Source organism: Anabaena sp. WA102 (assembly GCF_001277295.1).
In the GTDB taxonomy this organism is placed as follows: domain Bacteria; phylum Cyanobacteriota; class Cyanobacteriia; order Cyanobacteriales; family Nostocaceae; genus Dolichospermum; species Dolichospermum heterosporum.
Window position 1 is genome coordinate 4,864,776 of record NZ_CP011456.1, and the last position, 26,991, is coordinate 4,891,766.

19 protein-coding genes and 1 pseudogene are annotated in these 26,991 nt (G+C 38.3%); 13 read left to right on the forward strand and 7 right to left on the reverse strand.

The window, feature by feature from the left end; all coding sequences use genetic code 11:
• Window positions 1–581: 581 nt before the first annotated feature.
• Together AA650_RS21350 and devC are read left to right on the forward strand one after the other, a co-directional pair.
• Window positions 582–1,799 carry an ABC exporter membrane fusion protein gene (locus AA650_RS21350; protein ID WP_053540574.1) on the forward strand — a complete coding sequence of 406 codons (1,218 nt, stop codon included), beginning with the start codon at window positions 582–584 and terminating at the stop codon, window positions 1,797–1,799.
• 36 nt (window positions 1,800–1,835) lie between these two features.
• The gene (gene devC, locus AA650_RS21355) at window positions 1,836–3,011 is read left to right on the forward strand and encodes an ABC transporter permease DevC (RefSeq protein WP_199924318.1); all 1,176 of its coding nucleotides are present in this window, start codon (window positions 1,836–1,838) and stop codon (window positions 3,009–3,011) included.
• Window positions 3,012–3,087: 76 nt separating this feature from the next.
• Here devC and AA650_RS28300 read toward each other — a convergent pair whose 3' ends face one another.
• Entirely contained in the window at window positions 3,088–3,699 is a 612-nt protein-coding gene (locus AA650_RS28300) for a hypothetical protein (RefSeq protein WP_053540575.1), read from the reverse strand.
• 370 nt (window positions 3,700–4,069) lie between these two features.
• On the opposite strand from AA650_RS28300, the pseudogene AA650_RS28305 reads away from it, so the two are divergent.
• Window positions 4,070–4,234 (forward strand): annotated as a pseudogene (locus AA650_RS28305) (ABC transporter); the annotation flags it as partial.
• A 25-nt stretch (window positions 4,235–4,259) separates the two neighbouring features.
• Here AA650_RS28305 and AA650_RS21365 read toward each other — a convergent pair.
• From AA650_RS21365 to AA650_RS21380, 4 genes are all read right to left on the reverse strand, one after another.
• Window positions 4,260–4,445 (reverse strand): hypothetical protein, encoded by a 186-nt coding sequence (locus tag AA650_RS21365; protein ID WP_053540576.1) that lies wholly within the window; start codon window positions 4,443–4,445, stop codon window positions 4,260–4,262.
• A gap of 4 nt (window positions 4,446–4,449) precedes the next feature.
• Entirely contained in the window at window positions 4,450–5,052 is a 603-nt protein-coding gene (locus AA650_RS21370; RefSeq protein WP_053540577.1) for a hypothetical protein, read from the reverse strand.
• Window positions 5,053–5,261: 209 nt separating this feature from the next.
• Window positions 5,262–5,876, reverse strand: coding sequence for a hypothetical protein (locus AA650_RS21375; RefSeq protein ID WP_081424302.1), 615 nt, complete (start codon window positions 5,874–5,876; stop codon window positions 5,262–5,264).
• 108 nt (window positions 5,877–5,984) lie between these two features.
• Window positions 5,985–6,512: a hypothetical protein gene (locus AA650_RS21380; RefSeq protein WP_234413239.1), complete on the reverse strand. Its 528-nt coding sequence runs from the start codon at window positions 6,510–6,512 to the stop codon at window positions 5,985–5,987.
• A 495-nt stretch (window positions 6,513–7,007) separates the two neighbouring features.
• On the opposite strand from AA650_RS21380, the gene AA650_RS21385 reads away from it, so the two are divergent.
• Window positions 7,008–8,042 carry a LuxR C-terminal-related transcriptional regulator gene (locus AA650_RS21385; protein ID WP_053540579.1) on the forward strand — a complete coding sequence of 345 codons (1,035 nt, stop codon included), beginning with the start codon at window positions 7,008–7,010 and terminating at the stop codon, window positions 8,040–8,042.
• A gap of 11 nt (window positions 8,043–8,053) precedes the next feature.
• On the opposite strand, the gene AA650_RS28310 is transcribed toward AA650_RS21385, so the two are convergent.
• Complete coding sequence (locus AA650_RS28310) at window positions 8,054–8,224, reverse strand: hypothetical protein (protein WP_199924319.1); 171 nt, start codon at window positions 8,222–8,224, stop codon at window positions 8,054–8,056.
• 164 nt (window positions 8,225–8,388) lie between these two features.
• On the opposite strand from AA650_RS28310, the gene AA650_RS21390 reads away from it, so the two are divergent.
• From AA650_RS21390 to tilS, 4 genes are read left to right on the forward strand one after another with little or no spacing between them, the layout of a single operon-like run.
• Window positions 8,389–9,702, forward strand: coding sequence for an ATP-binding protein (locus AA650_RS21390; RefSeq protein WP_053540580.1), 1,314 nt, complete (start codon window positions 8,389–8,391; stop codon window positions 9,700–9,702).
• A gap of 20 nt (window positions 9,703–9,722) precedes the next feature.
• Entirely contained in the window at window positions 9,723–11,285 is a 1,563-nt protein-coding gene (locus AA650_RS21395; RefSeq protein ID WP_053540581.1) for an ABC transporter substrate-binding protein, read from the forward strand.
• Window positions 11,286–11,319: 34 nt separating this feature from the next.
• A complete protein-coding gene (locus tag AA650_RS21400; RefSeq protein WP_053540582.1) occupies window positions 11,320–12,339 on the forward strand; it encodes a serine/threonine protein kinase in 1,020 nt (339 codons plus the stop codon).
• Window positions 12,336–13,364 carry a tRNA lysidine(34) synthetase TilS gene (gene tilS / locus AA650_RS21405; protein WP_053540583.1) on the forward strand — a complete coding sequence of 343 codons (1,029 nt, stop codon included), beginning with the start codon at window positions 12,336–12,338 and terminating at the stop codon, window positions 13,362–13,364. The genes AA650_RS21400 and tilS overlap by 4 nt, the downstream gene beginning before the upstream one ends.
• A 392-nt stretch (window positions 13,365–13,756) precedes the next feature.
• On the opposite strand, the gene hmpF is transcribed toward tilS, so the two are convergent.
• On the reverse strand, window positions 13,757–15,511 hold the full coding sequence (gene hmpF, locus AA650_RS21410; RefSeq protein WP_053540584.1) for a pilus motility taxis protein HmpF: 1,755 nt from the start codon (window positions 15,509–15,511) through the stop codon (window positions 13,757–13,759).
• 1,048 nt (window positions 15,512–16,559) lie between these two features.
• On the opposite strand from hmpF, the gene AA650_RS21415 reads away from it, so the two are divergent.
• From AA650_RS21415 to AA650_RS21440, 5 genes are all read left to right on the forward strand, one after another.
• Window positions 16,560–17,783, forward strand: a complete 1,224-nt coding sequence (locus AA650_RS21415) for a response regulator (protein WP_053540585.1) — start codon at window positions 16,560–16,562, stop codon at window positions 17,781–17,783.
• Between the two features lie 178 nt (window positions 17,784–17,961).
• Window positions 17,962–18,333: a response regulator transcription factor gene (locus AA650_RS21420; RefSeq protein WP_027404669.1), complete on the forward strand. Its 372-nt coding sequence runs from the start codon at window positions 17,962–17,964 to the stop codon at window positions 18,331–18,333.
• Window positions 18,334–18,340: 7 nt separating this feature from the next.
• Window positions 18,341–18,874, forward strand: coding sequence for a chemotaxis protein CheW (locus AA650_RS21425; RefSeq protein WP_027404670.1), 534 nt, complete (start codon window positions 18,341–18,343; stop codon window positions 18,872–18,874).
• Between the two features lie 31 nt (window positions 18,875–18,905).
• Window positions 18,906–21,800 carry a methyl-accepting chemotaxis protein gene (locus tag AA650_RS21430; RefSeq protein WP_053540586.1) on the forward strand — a complete coding sequence of 965 codons (2,895 nt, stop codon included), beginning with the start codon at window positions 18,906–18,908 and terminating at the stop codon, window positions 21,798–21,800.
• A 475-nt stretch (window positions 21,801–22,275) separates the two neighbouring features.
• Window positions 22,276–26,967, forward strand: coding sequence for a hybrid sensor histidine kinase/response regulator (locus AA650_RS21440; RefSeq protein WP_053540588.1), 4,692 nt, complete (start codon window positions 22,276–22,278; stop codon window positions 26,965–26,967).
• Window positions 26,968–26,991 lie beyond the last annotated feature (24 nt).

Genomic DNA, 26,991 nt, shown 5'->3' on the forward strand with positions numbered 1-26,991 from the left:
ATTCGGCCCGCACCACAAGAAATTTTTGGGTATTTTTTTAATTGGAAGTCCCTAAAATCAGTACGCAAGCAAAATTAATTAAGTAGGTTGACGTTGAAAATTGTCGTTATAGCAAGGCAAGAGGCAAGAGGCAATAGTAAAGAAGTTTTCAGCGATTTTACGTTTCTTTACACAGTTTGGTTTTATTGTGTTCACCTACTTATATAAAAAATTTGGATTTAATGTAGGGGTAGCGCCCCCGTGCCTACCCCCGTATTTGGTGCAATCACAGGGGGTTGAACCCCTACAAAATTGATTGGTTTAGGAATTTTAAAATGTTCAATTAATTTTGCACAGGTACATATACTAATTTTACGAAAACTGTCATCTGTTAACCATCTGACTTTCTATTCTGGGATATTATCTCTAAATGTTCGTTTCTGTTAAAAATTTAGAATTGATTTGTCATTTCTAATGCAATAAATTGACTAAATTACCTCGTTGAGTATAGGAACTACATTTTAAGATTTTCTAGGATTTCGTTTTCTACCAGATATTTTTCATTAACTAATTTTGAAACAGCACTGAAAAGGTATGCAGTTGTGCAAAACCGCAAGCGACAAGGTTCATTATCTTCTCAGTTTATTCTCCGATTAGCGATAGCGAAGCGCTCCGCAGGAATCGCTATTGCCATGCTGGCATCTTTATCTATGGCTAGTATTAGTGTTTTTATTGTCCTCAAATCTCGGGATATAGATAATCAAAAACCAGCCAATCCTGTGGTAGCAGTACCAGAGATAAAAACCGTCACAGCACTGGGTAGAATTGAACCAGAAGGGGAAGTGATTAAATTATCAGCAGCGATATCTGGAGAAGGAAGTCGAGTTGAGAAGATATTAGTCAAAGAGGGGGATATGGTAAAAACAGGACAGGTAATTGCTATTTTAGATAATAGCGATCGCTTGCAAGCAGAATTAACTGAAGCCACAGCCGAAGTAAACATAATTAAAGCTAAAATTGCCCAAATTCAAGCAGGTGCTAAACCCGGAGAAATTACCGCCCAAAAAGCCATCATTGACAGATTAGCCGCCGAAAGTCAAGGTGATATTAATACTCAAAAAGCAACTTTAGAAAAATTGCAATCTGAATTACTCAATGCTGAAGCCGAAAATCACCGTTATCAAGAATTATATACAGTAGGGGCAATTTCCGCATCTCAAAGAGATAGTAAAAACTTGAATGTAGAAACTGCTAAAAAAAGTCTTCAAGCCGCACAGTCACAGTTAAAAAAGCTCGAATTAAGTAGTCAACAAAAAATCAAAGAAGCTTCCGCAACCCTAAACCAAATTTCTGAAGTTAGGAAGGTAGATGTACAAGCAGCAATAGCCGAATTAAATCAAGCAGATGCAGTAGTAAAAAAAGCCACTATCAATCTTCAAAAAGCCTATGTCAAATCTCCTCAAAATGGACAAGTATTTGAAATCTACACTCACCCAGGAGAATTAATTTCTAGTAATGGCATTGCTGACATTGGTAAAACCAGTCAGATGTACGTAGTTGCTGAAGTTTACGAAAGTGATATTACAAAAATTATCCAAGGAAAACAGGTGCGGATAGTTAGCGATACTTTTTCTCAAGAATTACAAGGAAAAGTAGAACGAATCGGTTTACAAGTAAGAAAGCAAAACCTCACCAATACAGATCCTTCCAGCAATATTGATAACAGAATAATAAAAGTCCACATCCGACTAAACAAAGCCTCTAGCCACCAAGCAGCTAAATTTACAAATATGCAAGTTAAGGCAATTATTAGTCTTTAGTCAGTTGTTAGTTGTTAGTTGTCAATTATCATTTCTATGATTAGTATTTTTCAAAAATTGTGCCGACGAACTCCTTTGGGTTGGTTACAACTTACCCATGAAAAAAGCCGTTTATTGGTAGCAGTATCTGGTATTGCTTTTGCCGATGTTCTTATGTTTATGCAGTCAGGGTTTCAAACTGCTTTATATGATAGTAATACTAGATTACATCGGAGTTTACAAGCTGATATTATTCTCATTAGTCCCCAAGCTCGTAGTTTACAAAGTATGTCTATTTTTTCTCGTAGACGACTTTATCAAGCAATGGATGTACCAGGGGTAAAATCGGCTGAAGCTATGTATTGTAACCATATTATTTGGAAAAATCCGCAAACACGATTAGAAACAGGAGTGTTAATTATTGGCATTAATCCAGATCAACCAGCTTTTGATTTACCAGAAATTAATCAACAATTACAAAAAATTAAATTACCAAATACAGTCTTATTTGATCGGGCAGCCAGAGGAGAATATCAACAAGCAATTCAGCAAATTCAACAAGGTAAAACTGTCACAACTGAAATTAATGGTAATACAATTACTATTGGTGGCTTATTTAAACTTGGTGCTTCCTTTGCGGCAGATGGGAGCTTGATTACCAGTGCCAATAACTTCTCTCAAATCTTTGCCAGACAGCCTACAAGTAGTGTGAGTATCGGTTTAGTTAAAATCAAACCTGGTTATCAAACCGATCAAGTTGTTGCCCAATTAAAAGCTTATTTAAAAGATGATGTTAAAGTTCTTACTCATCAAGAATTTATTGAATTTGAAAATAACTTTTGGAGTAGTAACTCTCCCATTGGCTTTATTTTCAACCTTGGTGTATCAATGGGATTTGTCATAGGAATAATTATTGTTTACCAAGTTCTTTCCACCGATGTTAATGCCCATTTGCGAGAATATGCAACTTTAAAAGCCATAGGATATCGTCATGATTATTTGCTAACTATAGTTTTTGAAGAAGCTTTAATTTTAGCAGCTTTGGGATTTTTTCCAGGGGTAGCTGTATCTTTAGGACTTTACCAACTAACCCGAACAGCGACAAATTTGCCCATGTATATGACGATAATTCGTGGTATACAAGTCCTACTTTTAACTATAATTATGTGTGCTATTTCTGGAGCGATCGCTACTAACAAACTCCAATCTGCTGATCCTGCGGATATGTTTTAAGAACTATGTATAGGACTTTCTACTGTTATCAAATAACGTTTTTACCACCAAGGGCGGGGAAACCCCGCCCTTGATTCTAATTAACAATCTTAGTCGGATACACCCTAAAAGAATCGAAAAAATTAATCGCTTCTGTGGTTAATTCATCCTTTGCTCTAGCTCCGATTAAATAAAGTCGTCGTTTGACCACATATCCTTGATATTGTCCTAGACTACCATCAGAATGTTGTACTAGCAACTCAATACCTGGATATCCTTCAATTACGATATTTGTGCTTCGCACAACTTTACCTTTTATATCCAGGTTTTTTCTCAGAGAGATTTGTAAAACTTCTCGAATCCCTTCCGAGTTTAAATAATCAGTATCTGTCGGTAGGTCTCCATGAAAGATCATATATACTGTTTCTGTTGCCTTATTTTCTGTTACCAGCATTTCTTTATTATTCTCTACTACATCTCCAGGCATCAAAATTTGAAAATCTCCTTGTGGTCCCCAAAATTCGTCATTTTCAGCTATTTGAATTGGTTGTTTTTTGGTAAATTCTTTGGTTATATTCAGTCCTAAATTAATTGAAGAATTTCCTAATTTACCTTGATTTACCGATGCAATTGCTGGATTTTGTATGGACAACAAAGCTAGTGAGAATAGAGAACTTATAATTGGCTTTAAGTTGGGATTCAATTTCATAGTTTATGGCTTCTGATAGTAAAATGTCCTTAATTTTGAACCTGAAAAACGGAATTATTTTGAGTTAGAGACTGTGTAAAATTGACCTTGCTGCGATACCAGTAAAGTCTGTCCAGAATTTAACTGGTTTTGGTTATAAAAACATTGCTTCCCACCCCAGGTACGTCACAAAATTTGATATTGCTATTCAGTGGCATATCTCTCAAACGCAAATATGACATATTTACCTTAGTGGTGTCAACCCCATAACAAATGTCACTATTACACAAGTTGTAATAGTGACAAGCGTAATTGATATTAACTTACTGTAAAATAGCCACAAAGGTTAATATACAACCAATACAATTAAAATCAAGGATGAATAAACAAGAGTTTGAGCGCTTACCAACTAACCCGAACAGCGACAAATTTGCCCATGTATATGACGATAATTCGTGGTATACAAGTCCTACTTTTAACTATAATTATGTGTGCTATTTCTGGGGCGATCGCTACTAACAAACTCCAATCTGCTGATCCTGCGGATATGTTTTAAGAAGTATGTATAGCACTTTCTACTGTTATGAGATAACGTTTTTACAACCAAGTAGGGGCAGGGTTTCCCCGCCCTCAATTGCTATAAAGAAAGCGGTATAACCTAAACCACCTGAGAGAGTATCTTTGCCGATTCCAGCAATGATGATATCATTACTGGCACTACCGGATAAATAATCATCTCCCAAACCACCATTAATAGTGTCATGCAAGTTATTACCTTCTCAAGTATAGAATGATGGGGCTGGTGACAGTTTGGGCTTGGTTGAAGGATTTTTGGAGGTCAGTGATGATGTCATCAATTGACATATCAGCAGTATCCCGTAAAATTCTGGCATCGATCAATCCCAAGGCAATTGCTAGTTGAGGATCAACACCAAAACGGGTATTAACCATATTCTTCACATCGTCAATGTTTCTGGTTGGCCAAATATGCCCTTGAAATCCAGAGGTATTCAGTCCGGCCTTTTCCAGAGCTTTCCAAGTAAAGTCAATGCAACTGTTGTTAAGTACGTTGTAAGATGTGCTGAAACCAAAATCCTGTGGTCTATCGCCGAAATTTCTCATCGCCTCATATTGCGCTTGCGTGATCTCTATAGTTTTAGAGTATTCGCGGCTCTGGTAGTTGGTGTTATCGCTGGTATAAACCTTGCCTGGAGCAAAAGGCGAACCGTGGTGTTGTTCGTCTGGCGCAAATCCATAGCTTTTAGCACTGCCACTGACATCTGTTAACGAGTACCACATATGACCTCGAGACGATGTTGTTCCATCTGCAAGAGGAGTTCCACGTCCTGCAATGTTGATAGTTACGGTTTGCATATTTGACCTCTCATTTATCTAAATAGGTAATAGGACTTCTAGAATGTTTGACAGACGGGATATTGAAGATGCGATCGCACAGTCAGTCCACTCTTTTCCAAAATGAGCTATACAGAGCGATCTATTTGATGCAGATTACTCAAATTGATGGGAATTTGCGATCGCGGAGAAATGAAGTACATAGGCTTATCAGTACAAAATCAGTAATTCTAATAACTAACAATCCGAGTCGGATAAACTCTAAAAGAATCGAAAAAGTTAGCCACTTCTGTAGTTAATTCATTAGAAGTTATAGCTCCCAATATATAAAATCGTCGTCGCACTAAATATCCTTGGTATTGTCCTTGAGTGCCATCGGCATATTGCACCAGTAATTCAATACCTGGATATCCTTTCAATACCATATTTGTGCTTTTTACAACTTTATCATTGGGAGAAATGGTTGCTCTTAAAGCAACTTGTAAAACTTCTCGAATCTCTTCCGAACCTAAATACGACGTTTCTGGAGGCATATCTTTATGGGATATTAAATACACTGTTTGTGTCGCTGCATTCATTGATCTTAGAGTTTCATCTGTGTTCTTTATTAATTCTCCAGGCATCCAAATGTTAAAATCTCGTTGTGATCCCCAATAATAGTCATCTATGGCAAGTTGAATAGGTGGCTTTTTGCTAAATCTTTCGCTGGTATTTAACTCTAAATTAATCGAAAAATCGCCAAATTTTTCTTGATTTATTAATGCACTTGCTGGATTTTGTACTTGTAAAAATGCTAGTGTAAATAGTGAAATGAAAGTTGCCTCTAAGTTACAATTGAACTTCATAATTTATTGATCCCGATAGTAAAACCTTATTGATTAGAAAGTTTTTTGACTACTAATAATAGTCTTGAGCGATAATTTACTTAAATGTGGTAAGATTTTTCCTGAACCTCATTTCACAAATTCCATATCAACAGACGAACACCGTTTTTCATCATCACAAGTAAAAGCTACTAATGAACCATCAGGCTGAACTGAAAAAACAAAATTATCAGCAGCATAAGTAGGATGTGAAATAGACGTTCCAGCATAAACAGGGTTATATCCTAATAAAACCAATCCCTGTGATGAAGACATCAGTTTCATTCTTTGATCTATAGTCGCTTTCTTTCTTATCTCAGGATCAAAGTAACTAACTCTTAAATCTCCATAATACCCTTTCATAATTAGATAACCTTTATAAACAGTTCCATTGACACTAAATGTTAATTTCCATGAGCCATAAAGAGGGTAACTAGCTTCTGTTATTTGGGCAATTGTGAATGATGAAGATGCAGTATTTTGTGTAGAATCAGTAGTAAGAGGTGCTTTTGTGGAAGCATTTTTGGCCCCTACCGATTTGATGTCAAATACTCCTATTCCTACAACTAAAACTAATACAGAAGTAGCTTGCTTCAAATTCATATCTTTTAGACCCACTTTTTTATTGCTCTTGAATCTGAAAAGCTTTGCTTTTACAAGTAATTTTTCCCCCTATATGTGTCACAAAAATTAATAAATTTATTTTGTGACACACATTTTGATAGAAATTGTGACATACTTACTTACAGATGTCAACCCCAGGAGAGAGATTGAGATTTTCAGATTACTTACGTAACAGTTGGCATTGCCCAAGTCATAATAGTGACATAGGATAATTGATGTTGACTTACTGTAAAATAGTCGCAAAAGTGAATATATAGGATTCCTTTTTGATTTTTGATAGCTTGCGTGGCGTAGCCATACAAAACTCGGTACACCTTTATATTCTCGAATCCTCTTGCATGATTGCCTCTTGCCTTCCTACATAGGAAAATATGGCTAACGCCACGCTATGCCTGATGGCTCCGGCTCCCGCAGGGATACGGCACACTACGTGAACGCTATCAGGAATCAAATCGGATGCCTATATAACTGATGCAACTTAAACCGAAAATGAATCAACAAGAGTTTAATCGCATATTTGATAACCTCACAGAAAACCGCAAAAATGTATTGCAGAAAATACTTGCAGGCCACACAGATCCGGCTATAGCTGAAGCCATGAACATTTCAGAAGTATCTGTCAGAAAATATGTTGAAAGAATATGTGATGAATTTAAACCGAAGAATGAATCGGCTGATCATCGTCGTTACAAACGCTCAGACTTAGTTGTATTGTTTGCTAAATACAAACCAGAGTTATTAACTGATAGTTCATCTAAATTAACAAAAGAACTAGAAAAAGCAGTAGATAAAGATAATGAAGATATTACTAAATCTATCTTGTATCTACTATCAATTAATAAACCTGTTTCAGAGGAATTTAAAAAAGTGCTAAGACGTATTGATTTCAGTGAAAAAGAAAAAAAAGAAATTGCTAGATCTCTAAATAAGTTAGGACATGAAAGCTATCTAAACAATGATTTTGCACTTGCTGCATCTTATCTAGAATTAGCAGTTGAATTAAACCAAAACTATGGTTCTGCTCACTATAATCTGGGAGCAACTTACGAAAAATTAGACAATTTAGATGATGCTTGTCATCACTATCAGATTGCCATTAAATATCAAAATCGCGCTGCGGATGCTGCTATTAATAACTTAGCTCGGTTGCAAATTCTCCAAGGAAATAGTGCAGATGCTATCAAAATGATTGAAGCAACTTTATCAAGGATAAAAGATCATACAGTTAAAGTTGCATTACACAAAAATCTTGCTTGGGCATATTTTCAGCAAAATTCTTATGAACAAGCACACCAGCATTTACTTATCTGTCTGGAATTAGACAGCAATTATACTCCAGCTTATTGTTTATTAGCACAAGTCCAAGCAGCACAAGGAAATCAGCAAGCTGCTAGAGAATCATGGCGAAGTTTCCTAGAATTTTATTCCCATGATCAAGAACTTAAAAAAGCCCATTGTAAATTACCAGAATTAGAAATTTGCAAGTTGGAAGCGATGAGAATTATTAATTCTTCAGACAAATAATATCCGCTCAATTAATTAGGAGGAACTATAGGATCATCATCCTCATCTCCTTGATAACTCTGTATAAACCAACCACTTTGTACTTGCAGTAATTGTACTGAGAATGACTGCAAAATATGCTCTTGTCCGTTGGTATTCACAAACTCTGACAGTGAAATTACTGAATTATCAATGCTATTCATATCAACCTCTTTTTTGTCCTTACACAACCAAGTATCTCGGAGGTCAATGTGATTGTAAATACTAATTGTTAACCAGTATTTTAGTTAATAAAACTAATAAAACTAATAAAGTTATGGCAAATTAAGATACAATCCAGAACAGGATATCAGGGGAAAACTAGACTATGGATGCGAAACAGATAATTAGAGGACTGAAGGATTGGGTAAAGCGTGAGAAAGCAATAGATTTGAACTTGAGTGATTGTCAAGAGGCGATTTTAGAATATTCTTTGCAAAATATCGCCTATGCCAATATGGAGAATCTCAATTATGCTGTTGACACCATCAAAAATAATACCGGTCCTGAGTTATTCCAATACCTCAGTCAAGTTACGGGTAGGACAGTTAGCAAAAAGAATTGCTTGGTAACTCTTTCACGACTTTTAGAGCATCTAGGTGGTGAAAAAGATCCAGAACACAATTCATTACGGTTAGATTTGCTAGAAGCACCAAATCTTCAAGATTTTTATGGACGTGAACAAGAACTATCTCAATTAGAAACATGGATAGTTACAGAATCCCGTGCTTTGTTGGGTGTCTTTGGTATACCTGGGATTGGGAAAACACAACTATTAAGAAAGTTTGTTGATCAAGTTAAAGATAAATTTGATTATGTCATTTGGAAGGATCTTACATATTGCCCTTTATTGGCAGATTTTCTCACTGATATAGAATCATATTTTTCCGCTAGAAGAAATATACCTCTACCTCAGATACGTCAAAGAATTATCAGCCTAATTCCTTTCTTAAATCAACATCGTTGCTTACTGATTTTTGATCATTGTGAACAACTAATAGAAACTGATGAAATATCAGCAGACCAGCAAAAAATCAACTATTCTAACTATGGACTATTTTTGAAGTCTGTTTCAGAATTAGAACATCAAAGCTGTGTAGTATTTGTCGGTTTAGAAAAACATCGGCAAATGGATATTGCCGACAAATCCAGATTTAGAGAATTAACCGTAGCTGGTTTAAAAACTCAAGATGCTCAATATTATCAATACCTATTGGATAATTTTCAGTTGTCAGGTCAGGGAATAGGAACACTGATTAAAAAATATCAAGGACATCCATTGGCTTTAAAATTGGCTGCTCCATATATTAATGAGCATCATCAAGGTAAAATTGATGAATTCCTGGAAGGAACATTGTTTATTCATAATGCCATAACTGAGATATTTGATAAACATCTTTTACGTTTATCAAATACAGAAATTAATATTGTACGAAAATTAGCTTATGAAACAGAACCAATATCACTCCCTGAACTTTATAGATTTTTTCCTTCTATTTCCCAAACAGAAATTAGGCAATCTATGCATAGATTATGTACAACTGGGTTAGTCGAAAATAATGATAGCCAAAATTTGGTAACTTTTGGCCTTTTCCATCCTTTACTTACCAAGTACATTAAAAACCGTTTTCCAGAAATTTAATCACTTAAAAGGAAACTGATATGAGAAATTTTGCTAAAAGCCCCCTCCTAGCTAAACGGTTATTTTTAATAACCTTCATCTTCTTCTGTGTATCATGTGTATGTACAATAGCTTGGCCTTTTGTATATGGAAGTTACACTCTAATTTTCTCTCAAAATTGGTGTGAAAACTATGCGTTAGGTGATAATATTTCTTGTGGGGAGGAAAGTCTCTTGCGATCTGAATCTCTTAACAATACTAACTCTGAATTTGAAAAGGCTTTCGCATCTTGGAACGTGGGTAAATTTAAAGAGGCTGTCGATTTTTTTGATGAGCATAGAAAACAGAATAAAAATGACGGAGAAGCTCTAATCTACCTCAATAATGCCAAATTAATGGCAGCACGTAGAAAAAGTTACACTATTGCTGTTATTGTTCCTGCTAATATTGGTATCTCAGAAGCTATGTTAAGAGGTGCGGCTCAGGTTCAAGATGATTTTAACAATGATCCGAAAAATCCTGGTTTAAAAATTATTATCGTTAATGATAGCAATGACAATGACCCTGGAAACGCTAAACAGTTAACAAACAAACTGCTCTCTAAACAAGACATAATTGCAGTTATTGGACATTATGCCTCTGAGATCGTTAAAGAAGCTTTACCTGTTTATCAACACAGAAAAGTAGTTCTTATTTCTGCTGTTTCGGCTACTAGACAATATATTTTAGCTGATCGTAAATATCCAGACAATTTTTTATTTAAGACTAATACTGATGTTACCCATCAGATGAATAAACTAGTTGACACATTGAAAACATTAGGAATTAATATTCCTCAAGACAAAGTAGCTATTTTTTACAACAAAGAAAGCACTTTTAGTAAATCTGCTTTTGAATACTTGAAAAGCAAATTTGGTCAAAATGCTCACAATAAGATAATTGAAAAACAAATTTCTTATCTACCGAAGGTTGATAATGAATTAAATGATGTTAAGCAGCAAGGAGCTAAAGCACTGATTCTTATTCCTGATGGTCAAATTGCTAATAAGGGAAAAACTTCCAACGGTTTCGAGAATGCTAAGGATTTGATTAGAGCGAATAAAGATCAACTGCCAGTGGTAGGACAAACTGTTCTATATAATCTCAACATATTGAAATCGCTTGCAGACACTAAATATATCGACAAATTTCGGATTATCACTACTTGGAGTCCTGTAAGCAGTCCTAACAAAAATGTTGTTAAAAGAGCTGAAGAACTCTGGGGAACTAGTGATATAGGTGTTCAAGCCGGATGGTTTTATGATGCTACCGTAGTCTCGACAAAGGCTCTAACAAACGCTCTAAAAGATAAGTCATTTATGAATGATTCTGTGGAACATCAAAGATTGGCTATACAGCAGCAATTAAAATCGGATAGTTTCCAGGTCATGGAAGGAGCTTCAGGAACTATTTCCTTTGATCAGGACGGAGATAGGAAAGAAGACACTTCCCAAATATTCAAGGTTGGGCTTGTCCCCACCGATTGCCGCACAGAAGGAGCTATGTTTTTACCTGTTGACTATGATTACCAAAAGTTAGGTTGTCCAAATAAACCACAAAAGTAAATCAGTATTTTATTAACACAAGAGGGAGAAAATTATGATTCAACCTGGAGATATTATCATTGATCGTTATCGTGTCCTTGAAGACTTAAAAGGTCAATTTTCTAAAACTTTTGAGGTAGAAGATATGTTTAAAAATGATCATAAAGTTATGAAAGTTTTAATTGAATCTAGTAATCCAAAGTTAAAACATCTTTTTCAAAGAGAATTTGCAGCTTTAACAAGATTAGAGCATCCGGGAATTCCCAAGGGAGAGGAATATGGTTATTTTATATTTCGCTGTCCTCACACCCAAGAAATCTTACGTGGTTTTGTGATGGAAAAAATTGACGGACAGGATTTGGGTAAATGGCTGGAAGACAATCAAAGAATTGCTAATACAGCACAAGCTATTGAATGGCTAGAACAATTGATTACTATCTTGTCTTATGTTCATGGTCAAAAATATTTACATCGGGATATTAAACCAAGGAACATCATGTTAAAAGATGATGGTAAACTAGTATTAATTGATTTTGGGATTGTTAAAGAACTTATCGAACCAATTGATCCTCTTGCTCCTGCGACAATAATAGGAACACCAGGCTATAATTCACGGGAGCAACAACAAGGACTCAGAACCATAGATTATCGAGCTGATTTTTTCTCATTAGCGCGTACATTTCTTCACCTACTCACAGGTACATATCCTGGATCTGATGAATATCCTAATTTTCCGCAAGATACATCTGGAAAGTTATTATGGCAAGATAAAGCCCCAGGAATTTCTCAGGAATTTAAAGATTTAATTGATCGTTTAATGGAGCCTAACCGAGAACATAGACCACAAAATACACAAAAAATTTTGCGGTTGATCGACAGAATCAAACATGGTCCACGTGAGTTCCGTCCCCTCTTTGTTTTCTCCAGCGTTGCTTTCAATTTTGTTTTTCTGACTTTACTAGCTAGGGGAGTCAGATTAGAAGAGATACCGGGCTTACAAGTTTTCTTCGTCGTTATTATATGTGTGATTAGTGGTTTTCTTGTTGTCCCTTGGATTAAATATTATTTATTATGACATGGACACCCCTCCACGCTCACATACATCGTACCATCCACACCCGTAATCTACTCCCACCCAAACAACATCTATTAGTTGCAGTATCCGGTGGACAAGATTCCCTATGTTTAATTAAATTACTATTAGACTTACAACCCAAATGGGAATGGAACATAGCCATAGCCCATTGTGATCATTGTTGGCGCGAAGACTCCCAAGCAAATGCTCACCACGTCGCCAATTTAGCAAAAACTTGGCACACACCCTTTTATTTAGAAACAGCCAATCAACCCGTCAAAAGTGAAGCCACAGCCAGAAATTGGCGATATCAAGCCTTAACAAAAATCGCCCAATGTTATAACTATCAATATATTATTACCGGACATACTGCCAGCGATCGCGCCGAAACCTTACTATACAATTTAATTCGTGGTACTGGCACAGACGGTTTACAAGCATTAACTTGGCAACGTCCACTCACCGAAAATATTACCCTAATCCGTCCACTCCTAGAAATCACCCGTTCCCAAACAGAACAATTTTGCCAAAAATTCCATCTGCCAATATGGGAAGACTCCACCAATCAAAACCTCAAGCATCCCCGTAACCGCATTCGTCAACAACTAATTCCATATCTCAGAGAAAATTTCAATCCCCAAGTAGAAGCAAACCTAGCCCAAACAGCAGAACTACTTCAAGCAGACGTAGAATTTCTCGAACAAACAGCCCTTCAGTGGCGGCTAGAAGCCTCAGCAAAGGGTGATAAAGACAATTTACAAATAAACAGGCGAATATTACAAAAAGCACCCCTAGCAGTCCAACGTCGAGTCATGCGTCAGATCCTCCAAGAAATACTTCCCCATGCACCCAACTTTGAACACATTGACAAACTCACAGCCCTAATCACAGCCCCCAATCGCTCCCAAACAGATCCTTTCCCCGGTGGTTTGACAGCCATAGTCCAAGGTGACTGGATTAACCTGAGTTCGGAGTTAGGAGTTCGGAGTTTCTCCTTCGGAGACGCTACGCGAACAGAGTTATGATTTTTTCAACGAGATCATAAGGGTTTGAGACTCATATTTGGGGCAGTTTTCCAAAAATTATCTTATGTCGAACTCGGGTTCACGTGAGTTCGGAGTTAGGAGTTCGGAGTTTCTCCTTCGGAGACGCTACGCGAACGGAGTTATGATTTTTTCAACGAGATCATAAGGGCTTGAGACTCCTACGTGGGGTGAGTTTTCCAAAAATTATCGTTATGTCGAACTCACGTAGGTTCAATTAATTATTTTCGGCGATTACATTATTGCCTCTTGCCTCTTGCCCCTTGCCCCTTGCCCCTTGCCTCTTGCCTCTTGCCCCTTGCCCCTTGCCTGTTCCCTGTTCCCTGTTCCCTGTTCCCTTTTTTTTGTAATAAATTAGACTTTTCAAACACCCTCTAAGAAACCAACACCTCCGGTAGATTTATAAAACTCTCAATCACCTGACGCAGATCAAAAACAACCTGAAGCTGAGAATCACCAAATGCTTGCACTTGAGTTAAAGATTCACAAATCTTTTTTAACTGCTCCTGTAACCTATCAAGCTCATCCTGAATAGGTTGCAAAGCTTCCTGATAAAGATTCACTCTCCCCCAACATTCAGCAGTTGCAGTTCGTAAATTCAGTAATTGCTCCTGAATAGAATCAACTTCCTGACGCTTTACTTCTACCTCCTGAGTTTGATGATCAATAGCCCCTTGATCTGCTGCAATAGTAGCAAGTATCAAAGCTATATCACTTTCTAGCTTCTCAATTTCCGCAGATTTTCGCTGTTTCTCGGCTGCAAATTGGGAAACCAGTAATTCTAAATCACTAGATTCCCCCTTAATCTCCACCGAAATCCCTTGTCTTTGCCACAAGACCACTTGATTCCGCTGGAGAGTTTTTTGTTGTCCAATCAAATTGCGTCTTTGTCCCACCAAACTCTCGTTCAGCATCTGATAAAGATCCTGTTCATCCACTAATTCTAACTCTAAATTTACTAGTTCTTCCCCAGTGGCATGAACAATTTTTTGTTGAAGTTCTTCTATAAGTTCTTGCTTGTATTCAAGCTCCTGCTCCTGTTCCTGCACAAAATTAGAATCCCTATCTAACTTCTCCTGCCAATCTTGCACCATTTTCTCCAATTCTTTCAGAGGCATTTGTTGCAAAGCCGTCACATCAACTTCCGGTTTAGCTACCTCAGCAACAGTCTTAGTCGCCAAAAGATGCAGCTTTTGGTAAAATTCCTCCTCAGTTTCTAAATACTGTTTGAGTATGGAAGTTAATTCCTGTTTACTATTAACTATTGTTATTTGTGATTGTAACTGGGTGATTTCTTGTGCTAGAGAATCCTGTGCCTGTTGCAATTCATTTTGGCGATCGCCCAAAGTTTGCACCAGTTCCTCTCCCTCCCTTTGCTGCTGATTAGCTGCATGACGTTGGATATCCAACTTTTGCCAATGCAAGTTCAAAACATCCTGCTGCTTATTGGCAAATTCAGAAGCGTAATCAAGACTTTCCTTAACTATATTAATAGGAGCAGATGTAGCAGATAAACGATTAAGCAAATCACTTAACTTTTGACCACGCTCATTATCCACAGATTGAGACTGCTGAAGATTTAATCTGATCTCCTCTAAACAGCGCTGCTCAACGCGCAGATGTTCCCAAGCACCTTCTAAATCCCGGCGATTACGTTCAACTTCTGCCCGTAACCGCTCAACTTCCGTGCGAGACGTATTAATCAAGTGTTGTTGTGTATCTATCCGTTTAGAGTCATCCTCCAGTTTTTGTACCTCGTCCCACCGGGATTCCATTTCTATTTCCCGACGATTCAGTTCCTGAATTTGTAGCTTCAGCGACTGTTTCCACTGGTCAATTTCCTCCTCCTTAAATTTAAACTTTTCCACCTGTCGGGAAAAATTTTGCAAAATATTCACCAATGGACGACCAGCATCTTGAATCCGCTGTACTTGACGATTTGGACTCAAATCCACCAGTACCAATGCACCATCATTCAATTTACTTGCTTCATCAGTAACAATCATTTCGTCCGGGACTGGACTCCAATTTTGATCAGCACGTTGACAAGCGATCAATTTTAGTTCGCTTTTGCCACCGCCACTAAGTAAGCCACCTTTCTGTTTTTGTACTTCTGCTAAATACAGCACACCGTCAATCCTTTTGATGTACTTTGTGTCCGTGTTCTAGGATATACCGTAGATGATTCTGTCAACTTGGTTTTGTTCAACATTAGTCTAGCAGCACAAGGAAGATAAAACTATTTTCTTAGATATCATGTATATTAATACTTGCTGATACTTAATTAAAATCATTCTTACTAACCCCCCCCGATTATATATTCTCAACCAATAGTCTGAGAGGTTGTTTGAAAAGTATTAGATGAAACCGATAATCTCCAGAAACCTAACCCCCCTTCCCTACCTCTACCTAACTCTCTCCTCAGAGGCTATCACACACAAGTCAAATTACCCCCCTTAATCCCCCCAAAGCATCGGGGGAAAAACGGAAAAATTAGTTCCCTCCCCAAAGCAAAGGGGAGGGTTAGGGTGGGGTAATTTGAGGAATAATGGTGATTCGATAACTTGTGTGTACACCGTAGCCTCTATAAGGGGGGAGGGAAAAGGAATAACATTTAATACTGGAGAGGTTTACCAGAAGGGTTTATTTATACATTAAAAACTTTTCAAACATCCTCTGAGGATAACTATCATAAGAATACCCGGTAAGTGGGAAACGAGCGCGTCTTTAGACCTGAGAGGGAAACGACACGAGCGGTTTTAACCGCTGTGGATATTAAAATTAAAACCAGATTTTTGATTGGAACCTGGAAACCAACTCCCATTTCTGGGGTAATGTTAGCTAGATGCCTCCGGCACGCTGGCGCGAACGACCTGTTATAAGAGCTTTTTAGACTTAGGACTTACCCAGTACCCACCCTCAATTAGTTTTAGTAAGCATTGCTACTTTATACTACTTAATATCATTCAGAAATCATGGACAGTCAAAATCAGAAAGCAAAGAGTAAGCTGTAGGAGAAGCCTATCAAGAAATTTATGAGACTCGGAAATTTTATTTATTAATTTAGACTGAGTTTAACCTATAGAAATAAACATTGTGCCGTTGCGAGGTATGAAACAGCTAGTCAAAATCCCTCAAATAATAACACTGGAACATCAAGGAGTGCTTTGTAGCTAAATGCAGGGAAACTTAAATGAGATTGATATTTGCAGTATTCTCCAACTAATTGAGTTAGGACAACGGACTGGACAATTATGGGTAGAAGCCCGCACATCATATCCAAGTCACCAACTCAGTGGAGAAGAAACCTTCAAAAATCGGCAAGGAGGAGAAAATACACCACAATCATGGTTTGTATTTTTTCTCAACGGTCAAATCGTCTATTGCCAAGCAGATGACACTAGCTTATCGCGGATTGACGATTATCTCCGTTATTACCGAGTCGAACAGCCGCTTGAATCTAAACAACTGGCATCTCTAGCAGTCACTAATTCTCCAGAATATGCTTATATTTGGGCGCTTTTGGAGCAAAATATTATCACTCCGAAAATTGCTCGGACAATCATTTATGGCTTAGTCCAAGAAACTTTATTTGATCTGTTGAGCTTGCACCAAGGCAGTTTCATCTTTGAATTAGGGACAGCAATAGTACCACAATTAACCACCTTAGAAATTGCTCCATTAGTTGCCAAAATCACCAAACAAGTGCAAGAATGGAAGCAATTATACCCACATATTCAATCTACAGAACAATTACCCATTTTAGCCGATATGGCTAAATTAAGTGCCTCCTTACCAGAAGATACAGTCAAAAAATTACATAAATGGGCTGATGGAAAAACTTCTCTACGCCAACTAGCTCGCTATCTCAACCGTGATATTTTAACTTTAGCAAAAGCTATATATCCTTATGTGCAAGAGGGTTGGCTACATTTAGTATATTCAGACACATATAAACTTAGCAAAGAAAAACAAAACCTAGAAACAAAAAAACATAAAGGGCGGGTAGTATGTATTGAAGATACATTAGTGATTTGTGAGACGATAGAATCTATTCTAAAATTGCAAGGTTATGAAGTGATTTCCATCACTCATCCCTTACAAGCTTTGAGTCTCGTCTTTCAACTCCAGCCAGATCTAATTCTCTGCGATATTGCCATGCCAGTATTAGATGGTTACGAGATTTGTGCCATGTTACGGCACTCCACAGTATTTCGGTCTGTGCCAATTGTTATGCTGACTGGCAAAGACGGATTTATTGATCGCGTTCGTGCCAGCATGGTAGGGGCAACTGATTATCTGACTAAGCCTTTTACAGATCAAGAATTGCTCATGCTAGTAGCACAATATCTCAACTTAGATCATTGTCCAAGTGTGCAAATAGGAGATAAGACTTGTTGATTGAGGACAAGATAGGGTAAAAGATGTGATCACAGGAATAAAATTTAGTTGTTTAACTCTCTTCCATACACAGTAAAGTAGGGAAATAATAGACTTAATTTATACAGTTAATCTTTGCCATCACCGCAAATTATTTTCCTCAACGGAAAATCTAAATCAGGAGGCTAAATAGACATTTATGAGCACAATTCTCATTGTTGAAGACAGTATTGCCCAGAGGGAGATGATTACAGACCTACTGAAAGCTAGTGGCTTAAAAGTTACTCATGCCAGCGATGGTGCAGAAGCTTTAGAAGCGATTCAAACCACACCTCCCGATTTGGTGGTTTTGGATATTGTCATGCCCCGCATGAACGGCTATGAACTCTGCCGACGATTAAAATCTGATCCTAAAACCCAAAATGTTCCTGTTGTCATGTGTTCTTCTAAAGGTGAAGAATTTGATCGCTATTGGGGAATGAAACAAGGGGCAGATGCTTATATAGCAAAACCTTTCCAACCAACTGAATTGGTAGGAACAGTCAAACAACTCCTGCGAGGACAAGGATGAAAATAATATGGTTAGTAAACCAGATTTTTTAAGTGGTACAGGGCAAGATCAATTTCGTCCCGAATTACAACTAGAAAGTCCTGAAGGTGAGTTGCATTTGCGGTTTTATCTGCCCTCACGTCAGGAGTTTGCCCTGCAAGCCACGGGAATTCGGGAAGTAATTGAACTTAGTCCTGATCAGATTACACCAATTCCTAACACATCGCCCTTACTATTAGGTACGCTAAACTTACGGGGGCGCTTGATTTGGGTGGCTGATTTGGGTCAATTTCTGGGGGAAACAACGCCATTAAACACGGATTGCTCAGAAATTCCAGTCATTGCCATTGAAGATCAAGATACGATAGTAGGCTTAGGGGTAGAAGAAATTTGTGGGATGGACTGGCTTGATGTACAGTATCTAATGCCACAAAATAACGTACCAGATGCAATGGCTCCGTTTTTGCGTGGAGAATGGTTATTTGATACAGAAAAAGAAAAAAAATATTTGCGACTACTGGATCAGATAGCAATTTTGCGAAGTGCGCGGTGGGCAGGGTGAAATTAGTCGGAATTCAATTGGGAGGGAGGAAATGGAAACACGTATAAATTCTCAAGAAATAACTTATGATAGAGCTAGAACAGCCTATGAGCAGCAAGATTATGAATTAGCTGCGATAGTGATTAATCAGTTGATGCAGAATTCACCAGATGACCCTGATTCACATTTGCTAAAGGGACACATCTACTATATGTTGCAACAATATGATGTAGCTAGGAGTGAGTATCAAATAGTATTGCGTCTAACAGATGATCAAGAAAGTGTTAGTCTTGTTCATAATTGTCTAGCAACTATAGATCAGTTTACACAGCCTTTTGGTGATGATGAATCTCTGTCTCAGGGGACAACTGAAGTATCTTTAGATTCAGGAGTTATGGGGAATTGGCATGGTAGCAACCTGGAAATGAACTCCTTTGAAGAATACGAATCACCCCTGGATATTCAAGAACATAATCCGTTTAGTGATCCAGATAGTCTAGAATTTGATAGCGATTCATTGGATACTGCCACGACTGATAATCCCTTTGGCTTATCTAGTGAATATCTCGCGGATAATCCGATATCAGATCAATTAGAATTATCACCTTTTTGGCAAGAAGGAAGTTCTGCCGGTCATAATCATGGGGATATTAATAACAATCTAGCTAATGGCAGTTCAGTCATGAGTAATGGTGAGGAGAGCTATTCACCTTTTGCAGAAACTAAATTATCGGTTGATGATGATTCTGAAAATCAGACTGAGCTATTCATGGGGGAAGATGAAGATATAGATAAATTGATGGATGATAATTCTCCAGACTTAACCACTAGTGTAAAAAATACATATTTGGAGATTAATGAACAGGCTATCAACAACGATAATAATATAGGAAATAATTGGCAAAATAGCCAGGAAGAGGACTTTTCTCTCAGTAGCCAAGATAGTTTACTGCATAATATATCCGGGGAATCTGCACCTAGATCACAGACCCAACTTAATCAGCAATCAGGATCATTTATCAACGATTCTGTACTACCACAACGGCAGTTTAATTTCAACTCCTCGTCAGGAAAAAATAATTTTGATGATGATAGCTTTGATTTAGATGCGTTTGAATCGGCTTTTGGGTCAGAGGCTGAAGTAGATTCGGGGATTGAAACCTTCGTTTCCACTCAAGATACCAGTAATATCTCTAGTGGAAATATTCGCAAGAACAAAGATTTTCTCAACGACTTTGATGAATTTGATGATCTAGGTGATATCCCCGGCTTTGAACTCACTGAAGATGATAGTTTTGATGATAGGCGAATGCTGTCAGAATCCCTGGATAGTCAGGTAAATTCCCAAGCTCAATTTGTGAATAACTCATTCGCTAATGAAAGAGGGGATGCTTATCAGGATCTCAGTCATCGTGATGAAGAACTATTCACAATTACAGGTGATCAAGAAGCATCTCGTATATTTACTCAATCAGACCTTGCGAGGACAGAACCAATTGTCACCTCAGAACAAGGGCTATTTGGACATTTTGAAAATGCCTCCTTAGACCATAAACAATGGTGGATAGCTGGCAGCGTCGGTTTGGTATCAATGTTGGGTGTAGCTCTGGTTAGTGCTTTGGCAATTTCCATTTCACCGGCTCAACAACGGGAATCCGTGAGAAATACAGGGTTGTTAATGGCTTTGGCTGCGGGAGCTACAGGTGCAGCTACTGCCGGGTTTATGGGGAATCTCACGCTTAAACAAATTCGCCGGACTACAAAGGACTTACAAGCTCAGTTTGATTCTGTGCGTCAAGGTAATTTGAATGTGGAAGCTACTGTTTATTCACAAGATGAATTAGGCTACTTGGCTACTGGCTTTAATGATATGGCTAGGGTAATTTTCACAACTACCAATGAGGCGCAACGTAAAGCCATTGAGATGGAAGAAGCGAAGGAAAACCTTCAACGTCAGGTAATTCGCCTTCTGGATGACGTAGAAGGAGCAGCTAGGGGAGATTTGACGGTTCAAGCTGAAGTCACAGCCGACGTACTGGGAGCGGTAGCGGATGCCTTTAACCTGACAATTCAAAACCTGCGGGATATTGTCCAACAGGTGAAAGTGGCGGCACGGGATGTGACTAAAGGTTCAACTAATTCAGAAACCTTTGCGAGAGCTTTATCTGGGGATGCTTTGCGACAGGCAGAAGAGTTGGCTGTGACTTTGAATTCTGTACAGGTAATGACATATTCCATTCAACGGGTAGCAGAGGCGGCCAGGGAAGCGGAAACTGTAGCCCGTGATGCTAGTAAAATTGCTCAGAAAGGGGGCGAAGCGGTAGAAAATACGGTGGCAGGGATTTTGGAAATTCGGGAAACTGTGGCAGAAACTACTCGCAAAGTGAAACGTTTGGCGGAATCTTCCCAGGAAATTAACTCTATTGTTGCCATAGTTTCACAGATTGCTTCTCGAACTAATTTATTGGCTCTTAATGCCAGTATTGAAGCGGCGAGAGCAGGAGAAGCGGGTCGAGGGTTCGCTATTGTGGCTGATGAAGTGCGACAGTTGGCTGATCGATCTGCGAAGTCTTTAAAAGAAATTGAGCAAATCGTGATGCAAATTCAGAGCGAAACTAGCTCAGTGATGACAGCTATGGAGGAAGGGACACAACAGGTAATTCATCAGACTAAATTAGCAGAAGAAGCCAAGCGATCGCTAGATAATATCATCCAGGTAGCCGATCACATTGATATTTTAGTACGATCAATTACCAGTGATACCGTAGAACAAACGGAAACCTCCCGTGCTGTCGCCCAAGTCATGCAATCTGTGGAATTAACAGCCCAAGAAACCTCTCAAGAAGCACAGCGGGTTTCTGGAGCTTTGCAACACTTAGTGGGAGTGTCCCGCGATTTAATTGCCTCCGTGGAACGCTTCCGAGTGGAAACTATCGAATCTAGGTAAGAGGCAAAAGTCAAAAGGCAAAAGGAACAATTAATGTCTACCTCTATGCCTAGTAGTCTGTCAACCCGAAAATGACGGGTGAAGGCAAGCAGGGGGAGAATAGAGGCAGGGGGGGCAGGGGAGGCAGGGGAGGCAGGGGAGAGAAGAACAGAAGTTTTTTCCGATCATTACCCGTCAAAATAAATTTGACAGACCACTAGTACAACGCGGTGTAAATAAACCAACCATTCTAAATCGTTAAAAAGCCTATAAGTAGTCGGACAAAATTAAATTCACTCGTTGAGAGAGGGAACAGGGAACTTTTAACTGGGAACAGAAAAATCAATTGTGTAATTAATTCTGTCCCATTACTTACTGTCTTCGTTTTGACTTTTGACTTTTGACTTCCGCCCTGCGGTACTAGTCTGTTAACTTTTTTGTTTGCCATGCGCCTTTTCTTCCACCTTTTACCTGTAGTAAGCCGATTTAATTAACTATGCAGCCGGAACAACAACAACGGATTTTAGGTTACTTTCTCGAAGAAGCCAGAGAACACCTAAACACTATTGAACAAGGATTACTGAATCTTCAAGGAACCCTGGAAGATTCAGAAATGATTAATGAAGTCTTCCGTGCAGCCCACTCTATCAAAGGTGGTGCGGCTATGTTAGGTCTGAGTAGTATTCAGCACACGTCCCACCGTCTTGAGGATTGCTTCAAAATTCTTAAAGAACATCCTATTCAAGTAGACCAAAGATTAGAGTCTTTGCTACTGGACATCTGTGATACATTAAAAGCCTTGATAGACAATCTTGGCAATCCCTTTGGGTTATCAGAGGAAAAAGCTCAAGCTTTGATGTCAAAAACTGAACCAGTCATGCAATGGCTGAATGAGCATATAGAACTACTGCTAAAACAGGGTAATAATCAAGTATTAAACCCTAGTAGCGCATCTCCTACCCGGTTGCACATAGAGCCACCTGTTTCCCCACAGATACAAAATTCACCGATACCAAGTAAACAAAATCAGGATTGGACAGAGTTTCAAGCACAGGTGTTACAAGTTCTGCGGGAAATGTTGCAACAGTTTAAAAAAACTAACATAGAGACTTCCCGTAACAATTTACAAGAATGCTGTCATCAATTAGTAAAAATCGGTAGAGAATTAAATTTATCAAATTGGTGCAATCTGTGTGAATCAGCAGCCCTGGCTATATCCAATCCCGATAATAGTTATTTAACTTTAGCCAAAATAATTATTACTGAAATTAAGCAAGCGCAAGAATTAGTTCTCCAACATAGAGATGGGGAAATTACTATTAGTCAACAATTAGAAAATCTGTTTCCTCTTGTACAACTGGAGTTATTAGAATTTGCAGAAACGGAAACTGGGGAAACTTTATTTACAGATACGACAGAAATAAATTTAGAACCCAACATCAATGGATTTACCGATCCAGCTTTGTTTGATCATCAATCAACTGTGACTGAGAAATCTCCAGAAATAGGAATCTCTGAGTTAAACACTCTGGCTGATTTATTTGAAGGCGATACCCCCGATTTAGAAAATAATTGGCAACAAGAAGAAATATTAGAAGATATCACCAACTATCAGTTACCAATTATCAACAGTGAAGTTGAAGAGAATAATCACAATTTAGCTGATTTACTCTTCTTTGAAGATGACAATATACATAAGATAACTGCAAATAATCATGAGGATTTAAGTCTCTTATTTGATGATAGTTTATTAGAATCAGGGGATATAGCGGAAACAGTTAGTTCTCAACCGATAGAACCTAGTAATCTGTTGTCAAATCATACAGATTTACAATTTCCATCAGATGATGTGTTGCTAGAATTAATCTCAATTTCTAGACAATCTCGGCAGCCTAATTCTGAAAATGAGACAAATAGCAGTAATAATTTAGAAGAATTATTGACTTTCACAGCCGATGATGAATTAATATTTACAGATGAAACAACTGAATCAGAAAATACTGCGATAGCAGAAATAGCTACAGAACCTCAAATCAATTTTGATAATTCCTTTTTATCGGCAAATACAGATGCCAATTTTCCAGTAGAAGTTATTCCTACCAATGTAAAAACATCAAAAATAAAACCATCGGCACCAGAAAGTTTATCATTAGATAATTTATTTACAGCGGTAAAACCCCAGCCACCCCTGGTCAATGAAATTGATGATTTATTCAGTACACCAGAAATAACAACTAATCTTGCTAATTCAGTAGATGATCCAGATAACTTCTGGGATGATCTAGGCATAAGTGACTCAGAAAACACCTCTGTAATTAGTCAAGATATAGCTAAAGAACTAGAGGAGAGTTTATTTAGTGCATCTCTTGAAATTGGCACAAAATATCAGCAATTAACGACAAATAATCATGTAGATAAAAAAGGGTTTAATCCAACTTCCCAAGAGGAATATTTTGATTTATTCTTCACGTCAGATAGCGATACTGGGGCGGAAGCCATAGATAATTTATTTGATGATTTTATAGATGCCAACTCTAACAATGTTTCCCAATCTAGAGAATTATTTCTACCAGAAATTAATAGTTTTTCTCAACCTCCAGAAGTAACAGCAGATCAAGAAATTTTTGAGCCTGTTGAAGATGGCAATGATGACGGTTTGATTTTGTTTGAAGAGGAAATAACATCTTCTAAATCCGACACTAATCTAGATTTTACCTCTAATTTTGCAGATTTCAACTTAGAATTAGACTCAATTTTGCTAACAGCAATAACTACAGATAGTGCCGTAGTGGATGAAACTTACTCAGAATTAGAGTTAGACAACCCATTACAATCATCTTCAATAGATGATTTTGCGGCAATAGAAGCATTATTGGATGAACCTGTAGAAGATATAGTAGAAGCATCTTCAATAGATGATTTTGCGGCGATAGAAGCACTCTTATCCACAGCATTAGGAGAAATTACTAATCAGGAGTCAGAATCTATCCCAGGGGAAGATTTGGCAGCATTAGAAGCATTGTTGGATGAGGTGGGAGACAAAGAAGCACAGATAATTATTGGACAGACACCAGTAATTGTTCGACCTGTAGTAACGAACTCTCAAAATACTTTTTCTTCCTTGGGATTAGAAGATGAATTTAGTGAATTAGAGGATTTATTAGAACAGGCTGATAAAACAATATCTGGCTCGTCTGCCGCATCAGGAAAAACTTCTACTAGCAAAATCCCCATCCCCCGTCCGACAACTCGACGAACGATAAGAGAAGAAAGTATGAAAATTCCAGTTAAGCAACTGGATGATATGAGTAACTTAGTCGGGGAGTTGGTGGTAAATCGGAATACATTAGAGCAGGATCATGAACGTCTGCGACAGTCTCTAGATAGTCTTTTGGTTCAGGTACAGCATCTATCAGATGTGGGAGTGAGGATGCAGGAATACTACGAGCGATCGCTCTTAGAAGCCTCTCTCCTATCCAGTCGCCGTTATCGAGAACATGATGGACCACCATCAGGAAATTCCCATAATCGCGGCTTTAGCGAAATTGAAATGGATCGGTTTACGCCCTTCCATATCCTGGCACAAGAAATGATTGAGTTCATCGTGCGAGTCCGGGAGTCAGCCAGTGATATTGACTTTGTTACCGAAGAAACAGAACAGGTAGCAAGACAGTTACGCCAAGCAACTAGTCAACTACAAGAAGGATTGACAAAAGCCCGAATGGTTCCATTTACCCAAGCTGTTGATCGTTTGCGGCGAGGGGTGCGGGATAATGCCATTAGATATGGTAAACAAGTAGAATTAGTCACAGAAGGAGTGGATACCTTAGTTGACAAGATGATTTTGGATCGTCTCACAGATCCATTGACTCACATGGTCAATAATGCGATCTCTCACGGCATTGAAACCCCAGAAGTTCGGGAAGCCGCAGGTAAATCACCCGTAGGTATCATTAATATTCGCGCCCTACAACAAGGAAACCAAACCATTATTTCTGTTAGTGACGACGGTGCAGGTATTGATCATCAAAAAGTTAAAAACAAAGCCGTTAAAAAAGGTATCCTTACCCCCGAACAGGCAAAAACCATGTCTCGGATTGATACCTACGAACTTTTATTCCTCCCCAGCTTTAGTACCGCCGATGAAGTAGACGATATCAAAGGTAGGGGTGTGGGCATGAACGTCGTCCATAACGATATCAGCGAAATTCGCGGTACTGTTGGTACTGACTCCACACTAGGTCAAGGAACGATCTTTACCATTCGTCTACCACTGACCCTAAGTATTTGTAAAGCCCTATTCTGCATTTGCGATCGCACCAGAATCGCTTTTCCAATGGATGGTGTGGAAGATACCCTAAATATTCCCAGCAAAAACATTCAGCAAGATGCTGACGGAGAATCATTTATCGTCTGGAGAGAGATTATTCTGCCCTTCAAGCCTTTAAAAGATATCTTAGTTTTTAACCGTCAACTTAGTCGTGGCAACATCTATGGGACTAAAAAAAATGATGACATGATTTCTGTCATCGTTATCCGTTCAGGCAATACAATGATCGCTTTACAAGTTGATCAAGTCCTCAGTGAACAAGAAATTGTAATTAAGCAATTTGAAGGACCAGCACCTAAACCAAGTGGCGTAGCTGGTGCTACAGTTCTTGGTGACGGTATGATCATGCCCATTGCTGACGTACTAGAAATCATTGACATCTTCCAAGGCAAGATGTCTAAACATATCGGTGGCAATTGGCAGCAAACAAATTCACCATCAGTAAACACAATCTCCGCTGACAAAGTAGAAACAACAGTATTAATCGTTGATGACTCCATCACAGTTCGAGAACTTCTATCTCTTACCTTTAGCAAAGCTGGTTATCGGGTAGAACAAGCCCGTGATGGGCAAGAGGCATGGGATAAACTTCGTTCCGGTTTACATTGCGATATCGTTTTCTGTGACATTGAAATGCCTCGTTGTGATGGATTAGAACTGCTGTCTCGAATGCAGAAAGATGGTTCTTTTGGTAACTTACCTATCGCCATGCTTACCTCTCGTGGTGCAGATAAACATAGACAAATGGCAATACAACTTGGTGCTAGTGGCTACTTTACTAAACCCTATTTAGAAGAAGCACTTTTAGAAGCAGCCTCGCGGATGCTAAAAGGAGAAAACGTCGTAGTTACAGCTTAATGAAGAATACTAGGGTAAAAAGTA